Raw genomic sequence first — 16,278 nt, forward strand, 5'->3', positions numbered from 1 at the left:
TCAGACTCCTTCTACCCGCAGGACGGATTTGACGTTCTTGATGACGTCCAGGCCCTTGATGGCCTCGACGGTGGCCGCGAGGGCGGCCTCGGAAGCACGGTGCGTGACGAAGCGCAGCTCGGCGCTGGCCCCTTCACCGTGGATGGTCTGGCGCATGGTTTCGATGGAGACACCGTGCTCGGAGAACACCCGGGCGACGGCGGCCAGGACACCGGGCTGATCGGCCACTTCCAAGCCGATCGAGTAGCTGGTGGTGACCTTTTCCAGCGGCAGCGCCGGCAGCGAGCCGCTCGGACGGCCGGCGGGAACGGGACCGCCCAGGACGAGCCTGCGGGCGGCAGTGACGACGTCGCCCATCACGGCGGACGCGGTGGGCGCGCCGCCGGCGCCCTGGCCGTAGAACATCAGTTCACCGGCGTTTTCCGCTTCGACGAACACGGCGTTGAACGCGCCGTGCACGGCGGCCAGCGGATGCAGGCGGGGCAGCAGAGTGGGGTGCACGCGTACGCTGACGCCTTCGGTGCCGTCCGTGTCCGTAAACTTCTCGGCGATGGCGAGCAGCTTGATGACAAACCCGGCTTCCTTGGCGGCGCTGATGTCCTCAGCCGTCACCGAGCTGATGCCTTCGCAGGAAACGGCGGAGAGGTCGAAACCGGTGTGGAAGGCCAGCGAGGCGAGGATGGCGCCCTTCGCGGCGGCGTCGTGCCCCTCCACATCTGCGGTGGGATCCGCCTCGGCGTAGCCAAGCCGCTGGGCCTCGCCCAAGGCATCTGCGAACTGGGCTCCGGTGGAATCCATGGCATCGAGGATGTAGTTGGTGGTGCCGTTGACGATGCCCATGACCTTGGTGATCCGGTCCCCGGAGAGGCTGTCCCGGATGGGGCGGAGGATCGGGATGGCCCCGGCTACGGCGGCCTCATAGGAGAGCTGGACACCGGCGGCGTCGGCCTTCTCGTAGAGGGCGGCGCCGTCTGCGGCGAGCAGGGCCTTGTTGCCGGTCACGACGGCGGCGCCGGACTCCAGCGCCTGCAGGATCAGGGTGCGGGCCGGCTCGATGCCGCCCATCAGCTCAATGACAATGTCCGCGCCGCGGACCAGGGTCCCGGCATCAGTGGTGAACAGTTCCGCGGGCAGGTCCACGTCGCGGGGAGCATCGACGTTGCGCACTGCAATGCCGGAGAGCTCCAGCCGCGCGCCGAGGCGTGAGGTGAGGTCCGCGGCGTCGTCAATGAGGATCCGGGCAACCTGCGAACCCACGTTTCCGCACCCCAGCAGGGCTACTTTCAGGGTCTTCATATGTTGTGCCAACTCCTCTAAGAATTAGGAAACGTCCCGGGCCAGCAGGTCGTCTTCGGTTTCGCCGCGGACTATCAGCCGCGCGGCGCCGTCCCGCACGGCCACCACGGGCGGCCGGGTCAGGTAGTTGTAGTTGCTGGACAGGACCCAGCAGTAGGCGCCGGTGCCCGGAACGGCAAGCAGGTCCGACGCAGTAACGTCGCCGGGCAGGTAGGCGTCCCTGACCACTATGTCGCCGCTTTCGCAGTGTTTGCCAACCACGCGCGAAATAACCGCGTCATCTTCGGAGGTCCGCGAAGCCAGCACGGCGGAGTAGTCCGCCCCGTAGAGCACGGGCCGGGCGTTGTCGCTCATCCCGCCGTCCACGGAAACGTACCGCCGCGGCGAGGTGCCGCCGTCGGGCGTGTCCACCCGGACCGTCTTGGTGGTGCCGGCCCGGTAGAGCGTGAAGGTGGTCGGGCCCACGATGGCGCGTCCGGGCTCGATGGAGATCCGGGGAACCGCCAGTCCCAGCTCGGTGCAGGTGCTGCCGACGACGGCGGCCATCGCGTTGGCGATCTCGGCCGGCGGACGCGGGGCGTCTGCCTCCGTGTAGGCGATGCCGTAGCCGCCGCCCAGATCCAGTTCGGCCAGTTCGACGCCGTAGCCCTGCTTCACCTCGGCGAGGAAACCGAGCAGCCGGCGGGCGGCGAGTTCAAACCCGGCGGATTCAAAGATCTGCGAACCAATGTGGCAGTGCACGCCCACCAGGTTCACGCCGTCGTGCTTGAGCGCGGTTTCCACGCCGGCCATGGCCGGGGACATCCCGTCCAGCTCCGGGTCCGCCACCATGGACAGGCCGAACTTCTGGTCCTCGTGGGCGGTGGCAATGAACTCGTGCGTGGAGGCATGCACGCCGGGGGTCAGGCGCAGCATGACGTTGGCGCGTTCACCGCGGGAGGCGGCCAGGTTCCCGAGCATTTCCAGCTCGCCCAGGCTGTCCACCACAATCCGGCCCAGCTCCATGTCCAGGGCACGGGTCAGCTCGGCTCCGGACTTGTTGTTGCCGTGCAGTCCGAGCTGGCTGCCGTGGAGCCCCGCACACCGGGCCACGGCCAGCTCACCGCCGGAGCAGGTGTCCAGGCGCAGCCCCTCGGAGGAGACCCAGCGGGCCACCTCGGTGCAGAGGAAGGATTTGCCGGCGTAGTAGACATCCACTCCCCCGCAGAGCGCCGCGAACGCAGCGTCGAAGGAGTCCTTGAAGTCCCGGGCACGGGCACGGAAATCCGCTTCCGACATCACGAACACGGGGGTGCCGAATTCCTCGGCGATCCGGGAGACGGGGATGCCGGAGATCTCCAGCTCACCGCTGTCGCCGCGCACCACGTCCTGCGCCCACATCTGCGGGCGGAGGGCGTTGTTGTCTTCCGGGTGGCTCAGCCATGCGGGAGCCAGGGGTGAAGCAGTCATGAATTACATCCGTTCGGGTGCGGAGACTCCCAACAGGCCCAGGCCGTTGGCCAGGACCTGGCGTGCGGCAAGGTTCAGCCACAGGCGGGTGCGGTTGGTGTCGGTGATTTCCTCGTCGCCCTGCGGTGCGATGCGGCAGGCGTCATACCAGCGGTGGTAGGTGCCGGCGATGACCTCGAGGTGGCGGGCCACGCGGTGCGGTTCGCGGAAGGCACTGGCCTGCGCGACGACGCCGGGGTACTGCCCCAGCGCGGCCAGCAGTGCGCTCTCGGTGGGGTGGGTCAGCAGCGACGCGTCAAATGCGGAATCGTCGACGCCGGCAGCCTCGGCGTTGCGTGCCAGGGCATGGGTGCGGGCGTGGGCGTACTGGACGTAGAACACGGGGTTCTCGTTGCTGCGCTTGGTCAGCAGGTCCAGGTCAACGTCGATGTTGGAATCGGCGGAGAAGCGGGCCAGCGTGTAGCGGGCGGCGTCCACGCCTACGGCGTCGACCAGGTCCTCAAGGGTGACCACGGTGCCGGCGCGCTTGGACATGCGCACGGGCTTGCCGTCCTTGACCAGGTTCACCATCTGGCCGATGAGTACCTCGACGCACTCCGGGTCGTGGCCCAGGGCGGCTGCGGCAGCCTTCAGGCGCGCTACGTAGCCGTGGTGGTCCGCACCCAGCATGTAGACGTTCAGGTCGAAGCCGCGCTCGCGCTTGTTGTGGATGTAGGCAATGTCACCGGCAATGTAGGCGGCGTTGCCGTCCGACTTGATGACCACGCGGTCCTTGTCGTCGCCGAACGCGGTGGAGTTCAGCCACCAGGCGCCGTCCTTCTCGTACAGGTTCTCGGAGCCCTTGAGCTGCTCCAGCAGCTTGGCAACCTGGCCGTTTTCGTGCAGCGAATCCTCGTGGAAGAACACATCGAAGTCCACGCCGAAGTTGTGCAGGGATTCCTTGATGTCGCCGAACATGAAGTCCACGCCCACGGCACGGAAACGTTCCTGCGCCTCGGCGTCGGGCAGCTCGGTGATGTTCGGCTCTGCGGCCAGCACGCGGTTGGCAATGTCCACGATGTATTCGCCGGCGTAACCGTCCTCCGGCGCGGGTTCGCCCTTGGCGGAGGCGAGCAGGGAGCGGGCGAAGCGGTCAATCTGCGCGCCGTGGTCATTGAAGTAGTACTCGCGGGTGACCTCCGCGCCCTGGGACTGGAAGACCCGGGCCAGTGCATCGCCGACGGCGGCCCAGCGGGTGCCGCCCAGGTGGATGGGGCCGGTGGGGTTGGCGGAGACGAACTCCAGGTTGATCCGGGTGCCCTTGAGGATTTCCGAGGTGCCGTAGGCGGGTCCGGCGTCAACGATTGTCTTGACGAGTTCTCCGGCGGCACCGGCGTCGAGGGTGATATTCAGGAAGCCTGGACCGGCAATGTCGACCTTCGCAACACCGGCAATCTTTTCCAGCCGGCCCTTGAGGATCTCGGCGAACTGGCGGGGGTTCATACCGGCCTGCTTGGAGAGCTGCAGGGCGATGTTGGTGGCCCAGTCACCGTGGTCCCGGTTCTTCGGACGCTCCACGCGCACCTCCCCCGGCAGCTCGACGCTGAAGTCACCGGCATCGATGGCGTCTTGGAGGCAGGCAGTTACGGCGGAGGAAAGTTCTTCAGGAGTCACCGGTTAAGCATAGCCGGGTGCAGCACGGGTCCCGTTTTGTATGACAGGCCTTACGCTGTGCGGATCCGGCACCGGCACCAATGATGCGATGTAATGAAAGGGAACCGTTGAGCCCCGGGCCGGTTTCCACGCGTGCCTGTCGTGTGTGCCGTCCGGGATCAAAGCGCCCCACTCCAAGGAGAACCGTGAACCGAGCGAGCAAGTCCCTGCTGTGTGCCGCCGCCGGCCTGTCCCTGCTGTCTGCCGCCGGCTGTGCCGCGGGCGAGGAAACCGTCGACGCCGGCGAGGCCCCGGCGAAGTCCCCCGCATCTTCCCCTGCTTCGTCCCCCGAGTCTTCCGCAGCAGCCTCCCCCGACGCTGCAGCCGGTTCGGGCAGCTACGCCGACGGCGAGTACTCCGGCACCGGAAGCTACATCCCGCCGTCGGGCACTTCCGAGGACGTGGACGTGACGCTGCGGCTCGAGGGCAGCGTGGTGACGGAGCTGGAGGTGGAGACCTCGCAGAAGAACCCGACGTCCAAGCAGTACCAGCGTGAATTCACGTCCAATGTGAAGGAGCAGGTAGTCGGCAGGAACCTCGACGAGCTGGACGTGGACAAGGTGGCCGGATCCTCGCTGACCAGCGAGGGCTTCAACCGCGCCCTGGACGCCATCCGGTCCGAAGCTGCCTCCTAGGACAGCACCCGTGCATACCCTGGGGTTCGAGGCGATCGGCACGCAGTGGTCCCTCTCCACTGCCGCGCCTTTGGATTCCGCCACCCGGGCTGCTGTCGCGGACGTGGTCGACAGTTATGACCGCACCTATTCGCGCTTCCGCTCCGATTCCACGGTTGCGCGGATGGCCGAGGCTGCGGGCAGCTTTGCCCTGCCCGCTTCGGCTGCGCCGCTGCTGCGGCTCTTCGATTCGCTGCAGCAGATCACCCGTGGCGCGGTTAACCCGCTGGTGGGGCGCTCGCTGGAGGTGTTGGGGTACGACGCCGGATACAGCTTCCTGCCTTCCGGCCCACCCGCTCCCGCAGCGGCTTGGACGGAGACCGTGTCCTGGACCACCGACGGCCGGGGAACCCTGATGACCACTGCCGTGCCGGTGACCTTCGATATCGGTGCCGCCGGAAAGGGCCAGCTGGTGGACCTGGTCAGCGGGGTCCTGGAAACCGCAGGTCACCGGGAATACGTGGTGGACGCCGGTTCGGACCTTCGCCATGCCGGCGCCGCTCCCCTGCGGATTGCGTTGGAGCATCCGTATGACGCGAAGCGGGCCATCGGGGTGCTGACCCTCTCGGACCGTGCATTGTGCGCCTCGGCCGTCAACCGCCGGCAGTGGGGAGACGGTCTGCACCACGTGCTCGACGCCCGTACCGGTTTCCCGGTGGATACCGTGGCGGCCACCTGGGTGCTGGCCGCGGATGCCATGACGGCGGACGGCCTGGCCACCGCCCTGTTCTTCGCCGAGCCGCAGGAGCTGGCCGGTGCGTTCACCTTTGACTATGTCCGGATGTTCACCGACGGCCGGGCCGACTATTCCCCTGCAATGGCTGGAGTCCTATTCCCATGAGCGTTTCCGCCCCCGCCGCTCCCCGCACCCTGAACACCTTCCTCGGGCGCTGGACCATGTACCGGTTCACCGTCTGGGTGCTGCTGGCAATTGCTGCCTGGTCCTTTGTCCTTTCCTTCGCCGGGGTGCTGTTCTACACGCCGGCAGAACTGGGGGCGACGGCGGTGACGGCGGTGGCCTCCACCCTGGTCACCAGCCGTGTGGCCGGGCTGCTGCTTCGCACCCGTCCGCAGACCGACTCCTCGCTGATCACCGGCCTGCTCCTGTTTTTCCTCTTCTGGCCCAGCACCGACGGCGCGCAGCTGGGTTGCGTGGCCCTTGCCGGAGCAGTGGCGACGGCTTCCAAATATCTCCTGGTGTTCCGGCGGCGGCACATCTTCAACCCGGCTGCGGCGGGGGCGTTTGCGGTGGCGGTGACCGGGCTGGGCGGTGCTGTCTGGTGGGTGGCGACTCCGGGCATGCTGATCGCTGTCCTTCCGGCCGCCGTCCTGGTCCTGTACCGGAACCGTCTGCTGCCAATGGCCGGGGTTTTCGCCCTTACTGCCGGGGTTGTTGTCCTGGCCCGCTTCCTCGCCGGCGGTGAGTCCGTCCCCTACGCCCTGGCCACCATCGTCGGAAGCTATCCGCTGGTGTTCCTGGCCGGCTTTATGCTCACCGAACCGCTGACCCTGCCGCCGCTGCGCGCCCAGCGCCTGGCGGAGGCCGTCGTCGTTGGGGTTCTCTTCGCCGTGCCGCTGTCCTTTGGTCCGGTGATGATGTCCCCGGAGCTGGCGCTCCTGGTCGGGAACGTCCTTGCGTTCGTGATGGGCCAGCGCGGAGCTGTCCGGCTGCGGCTGCGTGAAACCCGGGAGCTGACCCCTACGTCCCGTGAGCTGGTGTTCGAGCCGGCACGTCCTGTCCGCTTCCGTGCCGGCCAGTACGTGGAGCTTGCCGTGCCGCATTTTGAGCCGGACTCGCGAGGGTCACGGCGTATTTTCAGCATCACTACTGCCCCGTCGGAACCCGGCACGGTGGCGGTGGGGCTGCGCGTGGCCGAACCGGGCAGCACTTTTAAGACCGCTCTGTTGAAGATGCGCCCCGGAGCGGAGCTGACCGCCACAACCGTTGCCGGTGACTTCCTCTTGCCGCGGGACGCACGGACACCGGTGCTGATGATCGCTTCGGGTATCGGCATCACTCCTTTCATCAGCCAGCTGCGGCAGGTCCGCGGCGAGGACCGGGACATTGTGCTGGTCTACGCGGCATCCTCTGTTGACGAGCTTGCCTATGCCGGGGAGCTGCAGGAACTGGGGGTTCGGGTGCTGGTCTGCACGCCGTCTGATCCGGCGATCCCGGGCTGGACCTGGTTGGGTCCGAGGCTTCCCGATGCTGCGGTCCTGCGTGGGGAGGTTCCCGACCTGGCTGCTCGGATGATCTATGTTTCGGGTTCGCCGCAGGCGGTGGCTGCTGCCCGCAAGGCCGTCCGCGGTGCCGGCGGCAGGCGGATCCATACCGACCCGTTCCTCGGCTACTAAGGATCCGTTCCTGGGCTGCTCAGGACCCGTTCCCGGGCTGCTCAGCGCACACCGTTCCGGCTTCGGCCGCGCCCATCCACCTAGATTCCGGGTGCTTCGCTCGGCGGCTGGAAATGTTGCCCGCCCACACAGCCTGTACGTCTGACGATCTCCAAGCGTTACCCGGCCGCAGAGCCCGCAGAGCAATAAGTCGTTCCAGTTCTGGGACTCCCTAAAGCTCTGAGACTCCCTAAAGCGGATCCGGGAAGACGGCAGGCCCGCTGGAAGCAGCCTCCTCCAGACGCGAGTCCGGGCTTGCACCCCTGCTGCCCGGGGTTCCGCGATTCTCCTGAGCGGGCCGCTCAGAACGGAGGCACCTGTTCCGGTTCCTTCTGCTCGGGGTTCGTTCGCGCGTGATCCTTCTGCATATGCTCCGTCTGCCTGTGATCGGCCTGTCCATGTTCCTGTCGCGGGTCTTTCCGCGGATCAGATGCCGTGTCCGGGGGTCCGAGTTCCAGAAACGGCTCGGTCCGATAAACCCGGCCGGTCGGCGAGGTCCACTCGATCACCCCGGGTGTTGGCTGGCAGGCCTTCCAGAAACCCAAGGTCTTGAATCGGTGGTGCCGGCGGCAGAGGTGTTCAAGGTTCCCGTGGTCTGTGGGTCCGCCCCGAGCCCAATCGATGGTGTGGTCGATGTCCGCATTTGCGGTGCTGACCCGGCAGCCGGGAAACCGGCAGGTTCCGTCCCGTGCCCGGAGCCAGCGGCGAAGCCCGGCCGGGACTTTCCTGCGCCGGCCCACCCCCAGGATCTCTCCGGTGTGCGGGTTTTGGGCCAGCCCGGTCCATCCGACGGCGTTGCGGGCCAGTCGGCGGGCTTCTTCAGCGCTGATGGGCCCGTAGCCATGCAGCTCTGCCGGCTGGTCGTCGGCTCCGAAGAGGGTCTCTGCGTTGATCAGGACCATGATTTCCGCCCGAGGGACGATTCCATCGTCCGGTCCTGTTGGGCGATCGGGTGCGCCCTCCGGGCCGTTGCCAAAGCCGGTTCCGTCCTCGTCCCGGGTGGCTGCGCCAGTGTCATTGCTGGTGTGGCCGGTGCCGGGTCGGGTTCCGGACGCGTGTCGGGTTGCGGCCTCGTCCGGGGTGCCGGGCAAATGTCTCCGGCTGCCGCCCATCAACAGCTGCGCCAGGATATCGGCACGCAGCTGGTCGGTGGTCCGGGAATCTCCTCCCGCCTGCTCACCCCGCGCCGCGGTACTGAGAGCGGTATAGATCTGCTGCGCTTCCGCCGCACGCAGATAGGCCGACAGGCAGGACATGCCGTCTTCTTCGCGGTCCAGGGTGACCTTGCGCTGTTCGAAAGCGGTCAGGTGCCTTTTGCTGACCGTCTCCGGGAACGACTTTTCGCGCAGCCGCCGGGCCTTGGCCGAAAACTGCGCCCGCGTCTGACCCGGAGCTGCTGCCAGTAGGTCAGCTTCAAATTCCGGAAGGGCCGCGGCGGGAACGTTCCGGCACTGGTCCAGGACCACCTGGGCATGCTGGTACGAGAGCCGCCCCTCTTCCAGACCGGACAGAGTGGCGGTATGCGTGCTGCACAGCTTGCCCGCTTCGAACATCATCTGCTGGGCGGTGACCTGCGGAACATTCAGGATGGAGGCGCATTCGGCAGCCGCGAGGCTGAACGCCAGCCCGGGCTCGAGCCGCCCCGAAGCGGCATGAAGGTCTTCCCGGAACAGTTCCTCCATGCGGTTCAACAGGCGGGCCTGCAGCGCCTGCACCCAGGACATCAAATGCTCCATCCGGGACAGGGCTTCACCGACCGTCTGTTCGTCAAAGGCTTCGAGGTTCTGCAGGGCCAGTGTGCCGGTGAAACCATCCGGGTAAGCGTCGGCAAAACTATCGGCTCCGGAGGCGCCGGCATCAGTGGTCTCGCCGTCAGGATTGAGGCTGGTGGCGGAAGCTCCGGAATCGGCCGGCTCGGCAGAGGAGTGGCCGGCATGAAGAGGGCCGGCATCAGGAACGAGATTGTCAGCTGACCGGGTGCCATGCTCGGCGTCGTTCTCCGGAGTGGCACTGGAAGTGTCTGCACTCGCGCCAACCGTCCCCTCAGGCCCGACAGGCTCGACAGGCTCGACAGGCTCGACAGGCTCGACAGCCAGTTCAGCCCGATAGACCGACAGGGTGACGGAAGGACAAGGCGGCTCTGTGTCGCCGGCCTGCTCTTCCGCCTGCTGGTTCTCACCGCTCTGCTCTTCAGTTGTCGGTTTCGTATTCCCGGGCTGATCCATACCTCAGGATTTCATCCGGCACTGACATTTTCAGGCCGAAAACAGGCCCAAAAGGGGGCTCCCGGAAACCGAAAATACGCGTCTTTTTGAAACCACTACCTACCCGCACAAACGAACCTGAACCACCGGTTTCAGGCGACGCAGGTTAAAGCGCTCGGAAACGGCACAGGAAACGAGTCCGGCACCCAGCCCATCCGCGGTAGCGGCAGGTTTTCCCCGCCCGCCTGAAACCTGCTAAGCTTCTTGAGTCCCACAGGACCTGCCGGTTTACCTGCAGTCCTTGCCCTCGTAGCTCAGGGGATAGAGCGGTTGCCTCCGGAGCAACAGGCCGTAGGTTCGAATCCTATCGAGGGCACATTGAGACATAAGAGAAGAACCCCGCAGCCCCGGCTGCGGGGTTCTTCTTGTTTTACGCTGCGTCTAGCCCCCGGCACCCCCGGCACCCTCGACGGCGGCACGCACCGCCGGCGGGCACAGGAAGAACCGCGGCTGGAGCTCCTCCCACCCCGGATGCTTGGTCTTTTTCCCGTACTCCAGGTGTGCCTGGTCCAAGGGATTGTCGGGTACTAACCCGGGGCTGGCATTTCCCATCAGCTGGAAGTGGTACATCCACCAGGACCCGTCCGCTTCCTGGTTCAGGAACGTGGCTTCCAGTGCCATGAGTTCCCGGCCCAGCGTGGCCAGGCATTCGTCGTAGCGCTCGTGGAGCATTGTCATCCAGTCATCGAATGAAGACTCGCGGGAATCCAGCAGCCGTGCCCGGCTCAACTCCATCCGCATGCCCTCCGGCACGGACGGGGGCATGGTCCAGCCGGGGAAGTCCCGGGCGGCAGGCTCGAACGGAATAGGCGGGTGCGTGGAAGGAGTCATGCGCATGACTTTAGGGGAATCGCCAACGCGGCATGGACCGCCCGCCGGAATTCTTTCGGCCAAACCCTTGCGCAGCCCGCCCCCTTCGGGGTTATGGTGTTCGCACATACCAACCGGTCGGTTCCTACCGCCGGTCCGCTTCACGAGAAACCCGGACACCACCCCGCATGAAAACCCTGAACATCAAGGAAGAGCTCGCACGGACCTCCGTGGAGCTTTTCGCGCGGCACGGCTACGCAAAGACGAGCGTGCAGCAGATCGTTGACGCGGCCGGGGTGACGAAAGGCGCTCTCTATCACTACTTCAATTCCAAGGACGACCTGCTCTTTGACATCTACGACCGCATCCTGACGCTCCAGCGCGAGCACCTGACCGAGATCATCGGGCGGGGCCTGCCGGCGGCTGAAACCATGAGACTGGTCTGCGAGGACGTGATCATGACGTCCATCGACTGGATCCGTGAAGGATCCGTGTTCTTCCGCTCCCAGCACATGCTCAGCGAGGACCGCCAGGAGGAAGTGAAGCGGAGGCGACGCGAATACAACGAGGCGTTCACCGCCATCCTGGTCCGCGGCCAGTCCGACGGCGTCTTCCGCACCGATATTCCGATACCTGTGCTGGCTGCCAACTTCTTCTCCGACCCGCACTACCTCTCGTACTGGTACTCCCCCGGCGGGTCCATCAGCCGCGAGCAGGCAGCCGCGCAACTGACCGATCTTTACCTGGCCGGACTGCAGGCAAAGTAACCGATTTACCGCACCACCGCACCGCATCAATACCGCGCCACCGCACCTCCCGCACCACCTTCAAGACAGCACCATGCAAGGTAAGAGCAGAGACGATGGAGTACTCATGCAGGAGCAACATACCGACCGGTCGGAACCGCCGCGTCTCCGCTTGGACGGGATCACCGTCCGGTTCGGCGGACTCACCGCGCTGGATTCGGTGTCCCTGGACATCCCCGCCGGCAGGATCGTGGGGGTTATGGGCCCCAACGGAGCCGGAAAGACCACCCTGTTCAACGTGATCTGCGGGGTGTTCCCACCCACGGCAGGCAGCCTGGAGCTGGATGGACAGGGGTTTGTCCCTCGTCCGCACCGCCTGACCCGCTCCGGAGTAGCACGCACCCTGCAGGGGCTCGGCCTGTTCCCCGGGCTGACCGTGCTGCAGAACGTCACGACGGGCTTGGCAGCCGGCTCACGCGGAGGACTCGACCTCCTGGCCCTGCCAGGCTCCGTCCGGCGCGAAGCCCGGCTCGCAGAGCGGTCGATGCAAGCACTGGAAGCCCTCGGCATCGCCGGGTGCGCGGCTTCCCTGCCCGACACCCTCCCCTACGGAATCCGCAAGAAGGTGGCCCTGGCCCGGGCACTGGTCAGCGAACCGAGGTTGCTGCTGCTGGATGAACCTGCCGGCGGACTCAGCCATGACGACATTGAGGAACTGGCTTCCATCATCCGCACCGTGCCCGGCGACGGGTGTTCGGTGGTGCTCGTGGAACACCACGTGGACCTGGTCATGGAGGTCTGCGACCGCATCGCCGTGCTGGACTTCGGCCGTCTGATCGCCGAAGGCACACCGGCCGAAATCGGCGCCGATCCCGCCGTCGCAGATGCCTACCTGGGAGTTGAGGTGGCATGACCGGCGCGCTGGTATTGGAAGGCGTCAGCGCAGGCTACGGCGCCGTCCGTGTACTGCACGGGATCGATCTTTCCGTTCCGGAAGGCTCCATCACCACCGTCGTCGGAGCCAACGGCGCCGGAAAGACCACCCTCCTGCGGACCATCACCGGCCAGCTGCGGCCCTCGGCCGGCAGTATCCGCATCAAGGACGGCAAGGACCTGACCCGGGTGCCGGTCGAGGACATGGTGCGCCACGGCGTCGCACTGGTTCCCGAAGGCCGCGGCGTCATCACCGAACTGACGGTGGATGAAAACCTGCGCCTGGGCGGGCTGTGGCGGAAGGACCGTAAGGCAGCGGATGAGGTGCTCACCGCGATGTACGAACTGTTCGAGCCCCTTGCACGGCGCCGGAAGGCTGCCGGACACCAGCTCTCCGGCGGCGAGCGCCAGATGCTTGCGCTGGGGCGGGCCCTGATGGCCGCACCGTCGCTCCTCCTGCTGGACGAGCCGTCCCTGGGGCTGGCCCCCAAGGTGACCGCACAGATCCTGGGCATGCTGCGCCGCCTCCGCGACGACACCGGCCTGACCGTACTGCTGATCGAGCAGAACGTCCGGAGCGCGCTCGCGGTCGCGGACCACGGCGTCGTACTCAACCTGGGCCGGATTGTCGCCTCGCGGCCGGCGGCCGAGCTGGCCGAAGACACCGACCTCCGCCACACCTACCTGGGGTTCTAATGGACAGATTTCTCTTCCTCACCTTTGACGGCCTCGCCCGCGGCGCAGTACTCGCTGCCTTCGCGCTCTCCCTGGTGCTGATCTGGCGTGCTGCGCGGATCGTGAACTTTGCGCAGGGCGCCATGGCGGTGGCGGCAACCTACATCGCCTTCACGGTCACCGCCCTCACCGGGAGCTACTGGGCGGGACTTGCCGCAGCGCTCCTGGCGGGTTTCCTGATCGGAGCCCTGGTGGAACGCGGCGTTATGCGCTTCGTGGGCAACGGTTCCGCCTTGAACCCGGTCATTGCCGGGCTGGGCCTGCTGATGCTGATCCAGGCCATCCTGGGCATGGTGTTCGGGAACAGCTACCGGACCATGGTGACGCCGTTCAGCTCAAACCCGGTGGAGATCTTCGGCATCACCGTCTTCTCCTCCTATGACCTCTTCGTGTTTGCCTGCATAGCCCTTTTGGTCGGCGGCCTGGTCCTGCTGTTCACGAAGACGCCCCTGGGACTGCGGCTGCGGGCCTCCGCCTTCGCCCCCGATCTTGCCCGGCTCCTCGGCGTGCGGACCTCGCGGATGCTCACCCTTGGCTGGGCCATGTCCTCCGCCTTGGGCGCACTCGCCGCCCTGCTGGTCATCCCCACCGAACTGGGGCTCAATCCGCATGCCGCGGACACGGTCTTCGTCTATGCGTTCACCGTTGCCGTCATCGGCGGACTGGATTCCCCCGCCGGTGCCGTCCTGGGCGGATTGGCCGTGGGCGTGCTGCTGAGCTGGGTCAGCGGCTACGGGGGCGCCACCCTGGCTCCCATCGCCATCCTGGTCCTGCTGCTGGCCGTGCTGCTGGTCCGCCCCGGCGGAATCTTCTCAATGACCAAGGAGCGCACGGTATGAGCGTCAGCAAGCGGTACGGCTTTGCCGGGGCAGCGATGGTCCTGCTGATTGGCCTCACGTTCGTCATTCCGTCGTTCTCCTCGTATCAGCTCGCCACTGCCTGCGCCTATCTGTGCGGCATCGCCGGGCTCACCCTGCTGACGGGCGCCGGCGGCCAGCTGTCCCTTGGGCAGGCGGCCCTCATGGCCGCCGGAGCGTACAGCTACGCGTTGACCGCCAACACGATGGCCGACGCCGGCACGGAGGGCCCGCTGCTGCTCCTGGTGCCGCTGGTTGCAGCTGTCTTCGGTGCAGCCGTCCTCGGCCTGGTGATCGGACTCGCTGCCGGGCGGCTTCACGGCCCCTATCTGGCCGGCTTCACCATGGCGCTGGTGGTGGCCCTTCCCGCGGTCACCAGCACCTTTTCCTCAGTGCTCGGCGGCGACCAGGGGTTGTGGATCTCTGTGGAGAAACGCCCGTCCTCGCTGCGCGGCTTGGTGTCCAACGAAGCGTGGCAGGCGTGGCTCGCCGTCGTCTGTTCCGTCCTGGTCCTGACCCTGCTGGCGAACCTGCTGCACGGACGCTTCGGCCGGCACCTGAGGGCCGTGCGGGATAACCCGGTGGCGGCGGCGCTCGCCGGCATCAACCCCGCCCGCACCAAAGTCACCGCCTTCGTCATCAGCTCGGCCGCGGCCGGCATGGGCGGCGGCCTGCTGGCGTACACCACGCAGAGTGCCAGTCCAGGGGCCTATTCACTGGTGTTCTCCCTCTTCCTGCTCATGGCCGCCGTGGTCGGCGGCATTGGTTCCCTGACCGGAGCAGTCTGGGGCGCCGTGCTCCTGGTTGCCCTGCCGCATCTGATCAGTACGGCCACTTCCCGGCTCGAACTGTCCACGGACCTGGCCCAGCGGCTGGACGGCAACCTTGCGGTGGCCATCTTCGGACTGGTCCTGGTCCTCGTGGTGCTGCTGGCCCCGCAGGGCATCCAGGGCCTGCTGGTCCGGGCCGGCCGCCGGCTGGGTCAGGCCCGTTCCGCTTCCGTTCCGCCGCAGTCCCCCAAAACCGCACCATCACCAGCATCCAGTACACCAACCCGGTTATCCGCCCGGCACGAGCCCGAGCAGCTACCGGCAACCCCGAAAGGTCAATGATGATCCGTTCCAAGCTCCGACTGGGTACCGCCGTCCTTGCAGCCGCTGCCCTCGGCCTGGCCTCATGTGCTTCACCGGACGAAGGAGGCGAGCCAGCTGCCGAAGACGTTCCCGGAATCACCGACACCACCGTCACCGTCGGTACGCACCAGCCGCTCACCGGACCGGCAGCGGCCGGCTACTCCACGATTTCACCGGCCACGAAGGCGTACTTCGATTACGTGAACGACAACGGCGGAGTCAACGGCCGCACCATTGAGTACATCGTGAAGGATGACGGCTACAACCCGGCCAACACCCAGACCGCGGTACGCGAGATGGTGCTCCAGGACGAGGTCTTCGCCCTGGTGGGCGGTCTCGGCACGCCGCCGCACAGCGCCGTCCTGGACTTCGTGAACGATAACGAAGTGCCGGATCTCTTCGTGGCTTCCGGCAGCCCCACCTGGAACCAGCCCGACGACTACCCGTACACCTACGGCTTCATGGTGGACTACCCCACCGAATCACGGATCCTGGCCACTTACGCGCAGGAGGAGTTCCCGGACAAGACCTACTGCTTCTTCGGCCAGGATGATGACTTCGGCGAGGAATTCCAGGCGGGGCTTGAAGCGGTGCTCGGAGAGGACGGACTGGCCGACACCCAGGTCTATTCCACGGCCAATACCGATATCGCGGCGCAGATCAGTGCGATGAAGGAAGCCGGCTGCGAGGTGAACTTCCTGGCCACCATCAACGGCTTCAGCGCCCAGGCCGTGGGGACGGCCGCGAAACTCGGCTACTTCCCGCAATGGATGGCGTCCTCGGCGGGCGGCGATTTGAACACCCTGTCCGGATACCTCGGCGAGAACACGAACAAGCTGCTGCAGGGCTTCGTCAGTGCCAACTACCTTCCTTCCTACTCGGACACCGAGGACGAATGGACGGCAAAGTTCTCCGAGATCAACGAGGAATACAACGCCGGGGCTCCGTTTGACGGCAACACCATTTTCGGAATGTCCATCGGCTACCTCTTCGTTGAGGCGCTCAAGGAAGCCGGGGAGAACCCGACCCGGGAATCCCTGCTCGAAGCACTCGAATCCGGCAACGTCACCGGCAACGGCCACGCGCCGCTGGGCTTCGGCGAAGACAGCCACCAGGGATACACCGGAGCAATGCTGACCCGGGTGGACAACGGCGTGCAGTCCTACTTCGGCACCCCGTTCGTGGTAACAGGTGACGAGGTGGAGGAGTACACCGAAGAACGGCCTGCCATGCCGGCAGACGGCCTGCCCGAGTAGGGGCAGCGCCGGCCAACCGGCACGCAAGGCAGCCCATCA

General features: G+C 66.4%; 14 protein-coding genes and 1 tRNA gene. 10 read left to right on the top strand and 5 right to left on the bottom strand.

The annotated features are described in order from the left end of the window. From N2L00_RS10895 to argS, 3 genes are read right to left on the bottom strand one after another with little or no spacing between them, the layout of a single operon-like run. The gene (locus N2L00_RS10895) at positions 1-1,296 is read right to left on the bottom strand and encodes a homoserine dehydrogenase (protein ID WP_255862736.1); all 1,296 of its coding nucleotides are present in this window, start codon (positions 1,294-1,296) and stop codon (positions 1-3) included. A gap of 24 nt (positions 1,297-1,320) precedes the next feature. Next, positions 1,321-2,745 (bottom strand): diaminopimelate decarboxylase, encoded by a 1,425-nt coding sequence (gene lysA, locus N2L00_RS10900; protein ID WP_255862735.1) that lies wholly within the window; start codon positions 2,743-2,745, stop codon positions 1,321-1,323. 3 nt (positions 2,746-2,748) lie between these two features. Then, positions 2,749-4,398, bottom strand: coding sequence for an arginine--tRNA ligase (argS, locus tag N2L00_RS10905; protein ID WP_255764647.1), 1,650 nt, complete (start codon positions 4,396-4,398; stop codon positions 2,749-2,751). 185 nt (positions 4,399-4,583) lie between these two features. Here argS and N2L00_RS10910 point away from each other — a divergent pair, with 185 nt between their 5' ends. Genes N2L00_RS10910 through N2L00_RS10920 form a run of 3 tightly spaced genes read left to right on the top strand, consistent with a single transcriptional unit; the run spans position 4,584 to position 7,466 of the window. Next, complete coding sequence (locus N2L00_RS10910) at positions 4,584-5,072, top strand: hypothetical protein (RefSeq protein ID WP_255862734.1); 489 nt, start codon at positions 4,584-4,586, stop codon at positions 5,070-5,072. Between the two features lie 10 nt (positions 5,073-5,082). Beyond that, positions 5,083-5,952: an FAD:protein FMN transferase gene (locus N2L00_RS10915; RefSeq protein WP_255862733.1), complete on the top strand. Its 870-nt coding sequence runs from the start codon at positions 5,083-5,085 to the stop codon at positions 5,950-5,952. Next, on the top strand, positions 5,949-7,466 hold the full coding sequence (locus N2L00_RS10920) for an FAD-dependent oxidoreductase (protein ID WP_255764650.1): 1,518 nt from the start codon (positions 5,949-5,951) through the stop codon (positions 7,464-7,466). Before N2L00_RS10915 ends, N2L00_RS10920 begins: the two co-directional genes overlap by 4 nt. A gap of 341 nt (positions 7,467-7,807) precedes the next feature. Here N2L00_RS10920 and N2L00_RS10925 read toward each other — a convergent pair whose 3' ends face one another. Beyond that, a complete protein-coding gene (locus N2L00_RS10925) occupies positions 7,808-9,730 on the bottom strand; it encodes an HNH endonuclease signature motif containing protein (protein ID WP_255862732.1) in 1,923 nt (640 codons plus the stop codon). A 282-nt stretch (positions 9,731-10,012) separates the two neighbouring features. Between N2L00_RS10925 and N2L00_RS10930 the strand changes: the two genes are divergently transcribed. Then, positions 10,013-10,085 (top strand) — tRNA-Arg (locus N2L00_RS10930). 65 nt (positions 10,086-10,150) lie between these two features. Here N2L00_RS10930 and N2L00_RS10935 read toward each other — a convergent pair. Next, on the bottom strand, positions 10,151-10,600 hold the full coding sequence (locus tag N2L00_RS10935) for a DUF6176 family protein (RefSeq protein ID WP_255764652.1): 450 nt from the start codon (positions 10,598-10,600) through the stop codon (positions 10,151-10,153). A gap of 167 nt (positions 10,601-10,767) precedes the next feature. Between N2L00_RS10935 and N2L00_RS10940 the strand changes: the two genes are divergently transcribed. The 6 genes from N2L00_RS10940 (at position 10,768) to N2L00_RS10965 (ending at position 16,239) form a co-directional block, all read left to right on the top strand. Continuing rightward, positions 10,768-11,346, top strand: coding sequence for a TetR/AcrR family transcriptional regulator (locus tag N2L00_RS10940; protein WP_255764653.1), 579 nt, complete (start codon positions 10,768-10,770; stop codon positions 11,344-11,346). 106 nt (positions 11,347-11,452) lie between these two features. After that, positions 11,453-12,238 (top strand): ABC transporter ATP-binding protein, encoded by a 786-nt coding sequence (locus tag N2L00_RS10945; RefSeq protein ID WP_255862731.1) that lies wholly within the window; start codon positions 11,453-11,455, stop codon positions 12,236-12,238. Continuing rightward, complete coding sequence (locus N2L00_RS10950) at positions 12,235-12,954, top strand: ABC transporter ATP-binding protein (protein WP_255764655.1); 720 nt, start codon at positions 12,235-12,237, stop codon at positions 12,952-12,954. Before N2L00_RS10945 ends, N2L00_RS10950 begins: the two co-directional genes overlap by 4 nt. Next, positions 12,954-13,832: a branched-chain amino acid ABC transporter permease gene (locus tag N2L00_RS10955; RefSeq protein WP_227918292.1), complete on the top strand. Its 879-nt coding sequence runs from the start codon at positions 12,954-12,956 to the stop codon at positions 13,830-13,832. The genes N2L00_RS10950 and N2L00_RS10955 overlap by 1 nt, the downstream gene beginning before the upstream one ends. Next, positions 13,829-14,962, top strand: coding sequence for a branched-chain amino acid ABC transporter permease (locus N2L00_RS10960; RefSeq protein ID WP_255862730.1), 1,134 nt, complete (start codon positions 13,829-13,831; stop codon positions 14,960-14,962). Before N2L00_RS10955 ends, N2L00_RS10960 begins: the two co-directional genes overlap by 4 nt. Beyond that, positions 14,962-16,239 carry an ABC transporter substrate-binding protein gene (locus N2L00_RS10965; protein WP_255764657.1) on the top strand — a complete coding sequence of 426 codons (1,278 nt, stop codon included), beginning with the start codon at positions 14,962-14,964 and terminating at the stop codon, positions 16,237-16,239. Before N2L00_RS10960 ends, N2L00_RS10965 begins: the two co-directional genes overlap by 1 nt. Positions 16,240-16,278 lie beyond the last annotated feature (39 nt).

Source organism: Arthrobacter sp. zg-Y1171 (assembly GCF_025244845.1).
Classification (GTDB): domain Bacteria; phylum Actinomycetota; class Actinomycetes; order Actinomycetales; family Micrococcaceae; genus Arthrobacter_B.

Coding starts and splice junctions, on each gene's coding strand:
- N2L00_RS10925 (WP_255862732.1), bottom strand. CDS start 9,730: ATGGATCAGCCCGGGAATACGAAACCGACAACTGAAGAGCAGAGCGGT.
- N2L00_RS10955 (WP_227918292.1), top strand. CDS start 12,954: ATGGACAGATTTCTCTTCCTCACCTTTGACGGCCTCGCCCGCGGCGCA.
- N2L00_RS10920 (WP_255764650.1), top strand. CDS start 5,949: ATGAGCGTTTCCGCCCCCGCCGCTCCCCGCACCCTGAACACCTTCCTC.
- lysA (WP_255862735.1), bottom strand. CDS start 2,745: ATGACTGCTTCACCCCTGGCTCCCGCATGGCTGAGCCACCCGGAAGAC.
- N2L00_RS10965 (WP_255764657.1), top strand. CDS start 14,962: ATGATCCGTTCCAAGCTCCGACTGGGTACCGCCGTCCTTGCAGCCGCT.
- N2L00_RS10960 (WP_255862730.1), top strand. CDS start 13,829: ATGAGCGTCAGCAAGCGGTACGGCTTTGCCGGGGCAGCGATGGTCCTG.
- N2L00_RS10895 (WP_255862736.1), bottom strand. CDS start 1,296: ATGAAGACCCTGAAAGTAGCCCTGCTGGGGTGCGGAAACGTGGGTTCG.
- N2L00_RS10935 (WP_255764652.1), bottom strand. CDS start 10,600: ATGACTCCTTCCACGCACCCGCCTATTCCGTTCGAGCCTGCCGCCCGG.
- N2L00_RS10945 (WP_255862731.1), top strand. CDS start 11,453: ATGCAGGAGCAACATACCGACCGGTCGGAACCGCCGCGTCTCCGCTTG.
- N2L00_RS10950 (WP_255764655.1), top strand. CDS start 12,235: ATGACCGGCGCGCTGGTATTGGAAGGCGTCAGCGCAGGCTACGGCGCC.
- N2L00_RS10940 (WP_255764653.1), top strand. CDS start 10,768: ATGAAAACCCTGAACATCAAGGAAGAGCTCGCACGGACCTCCGTGGAG.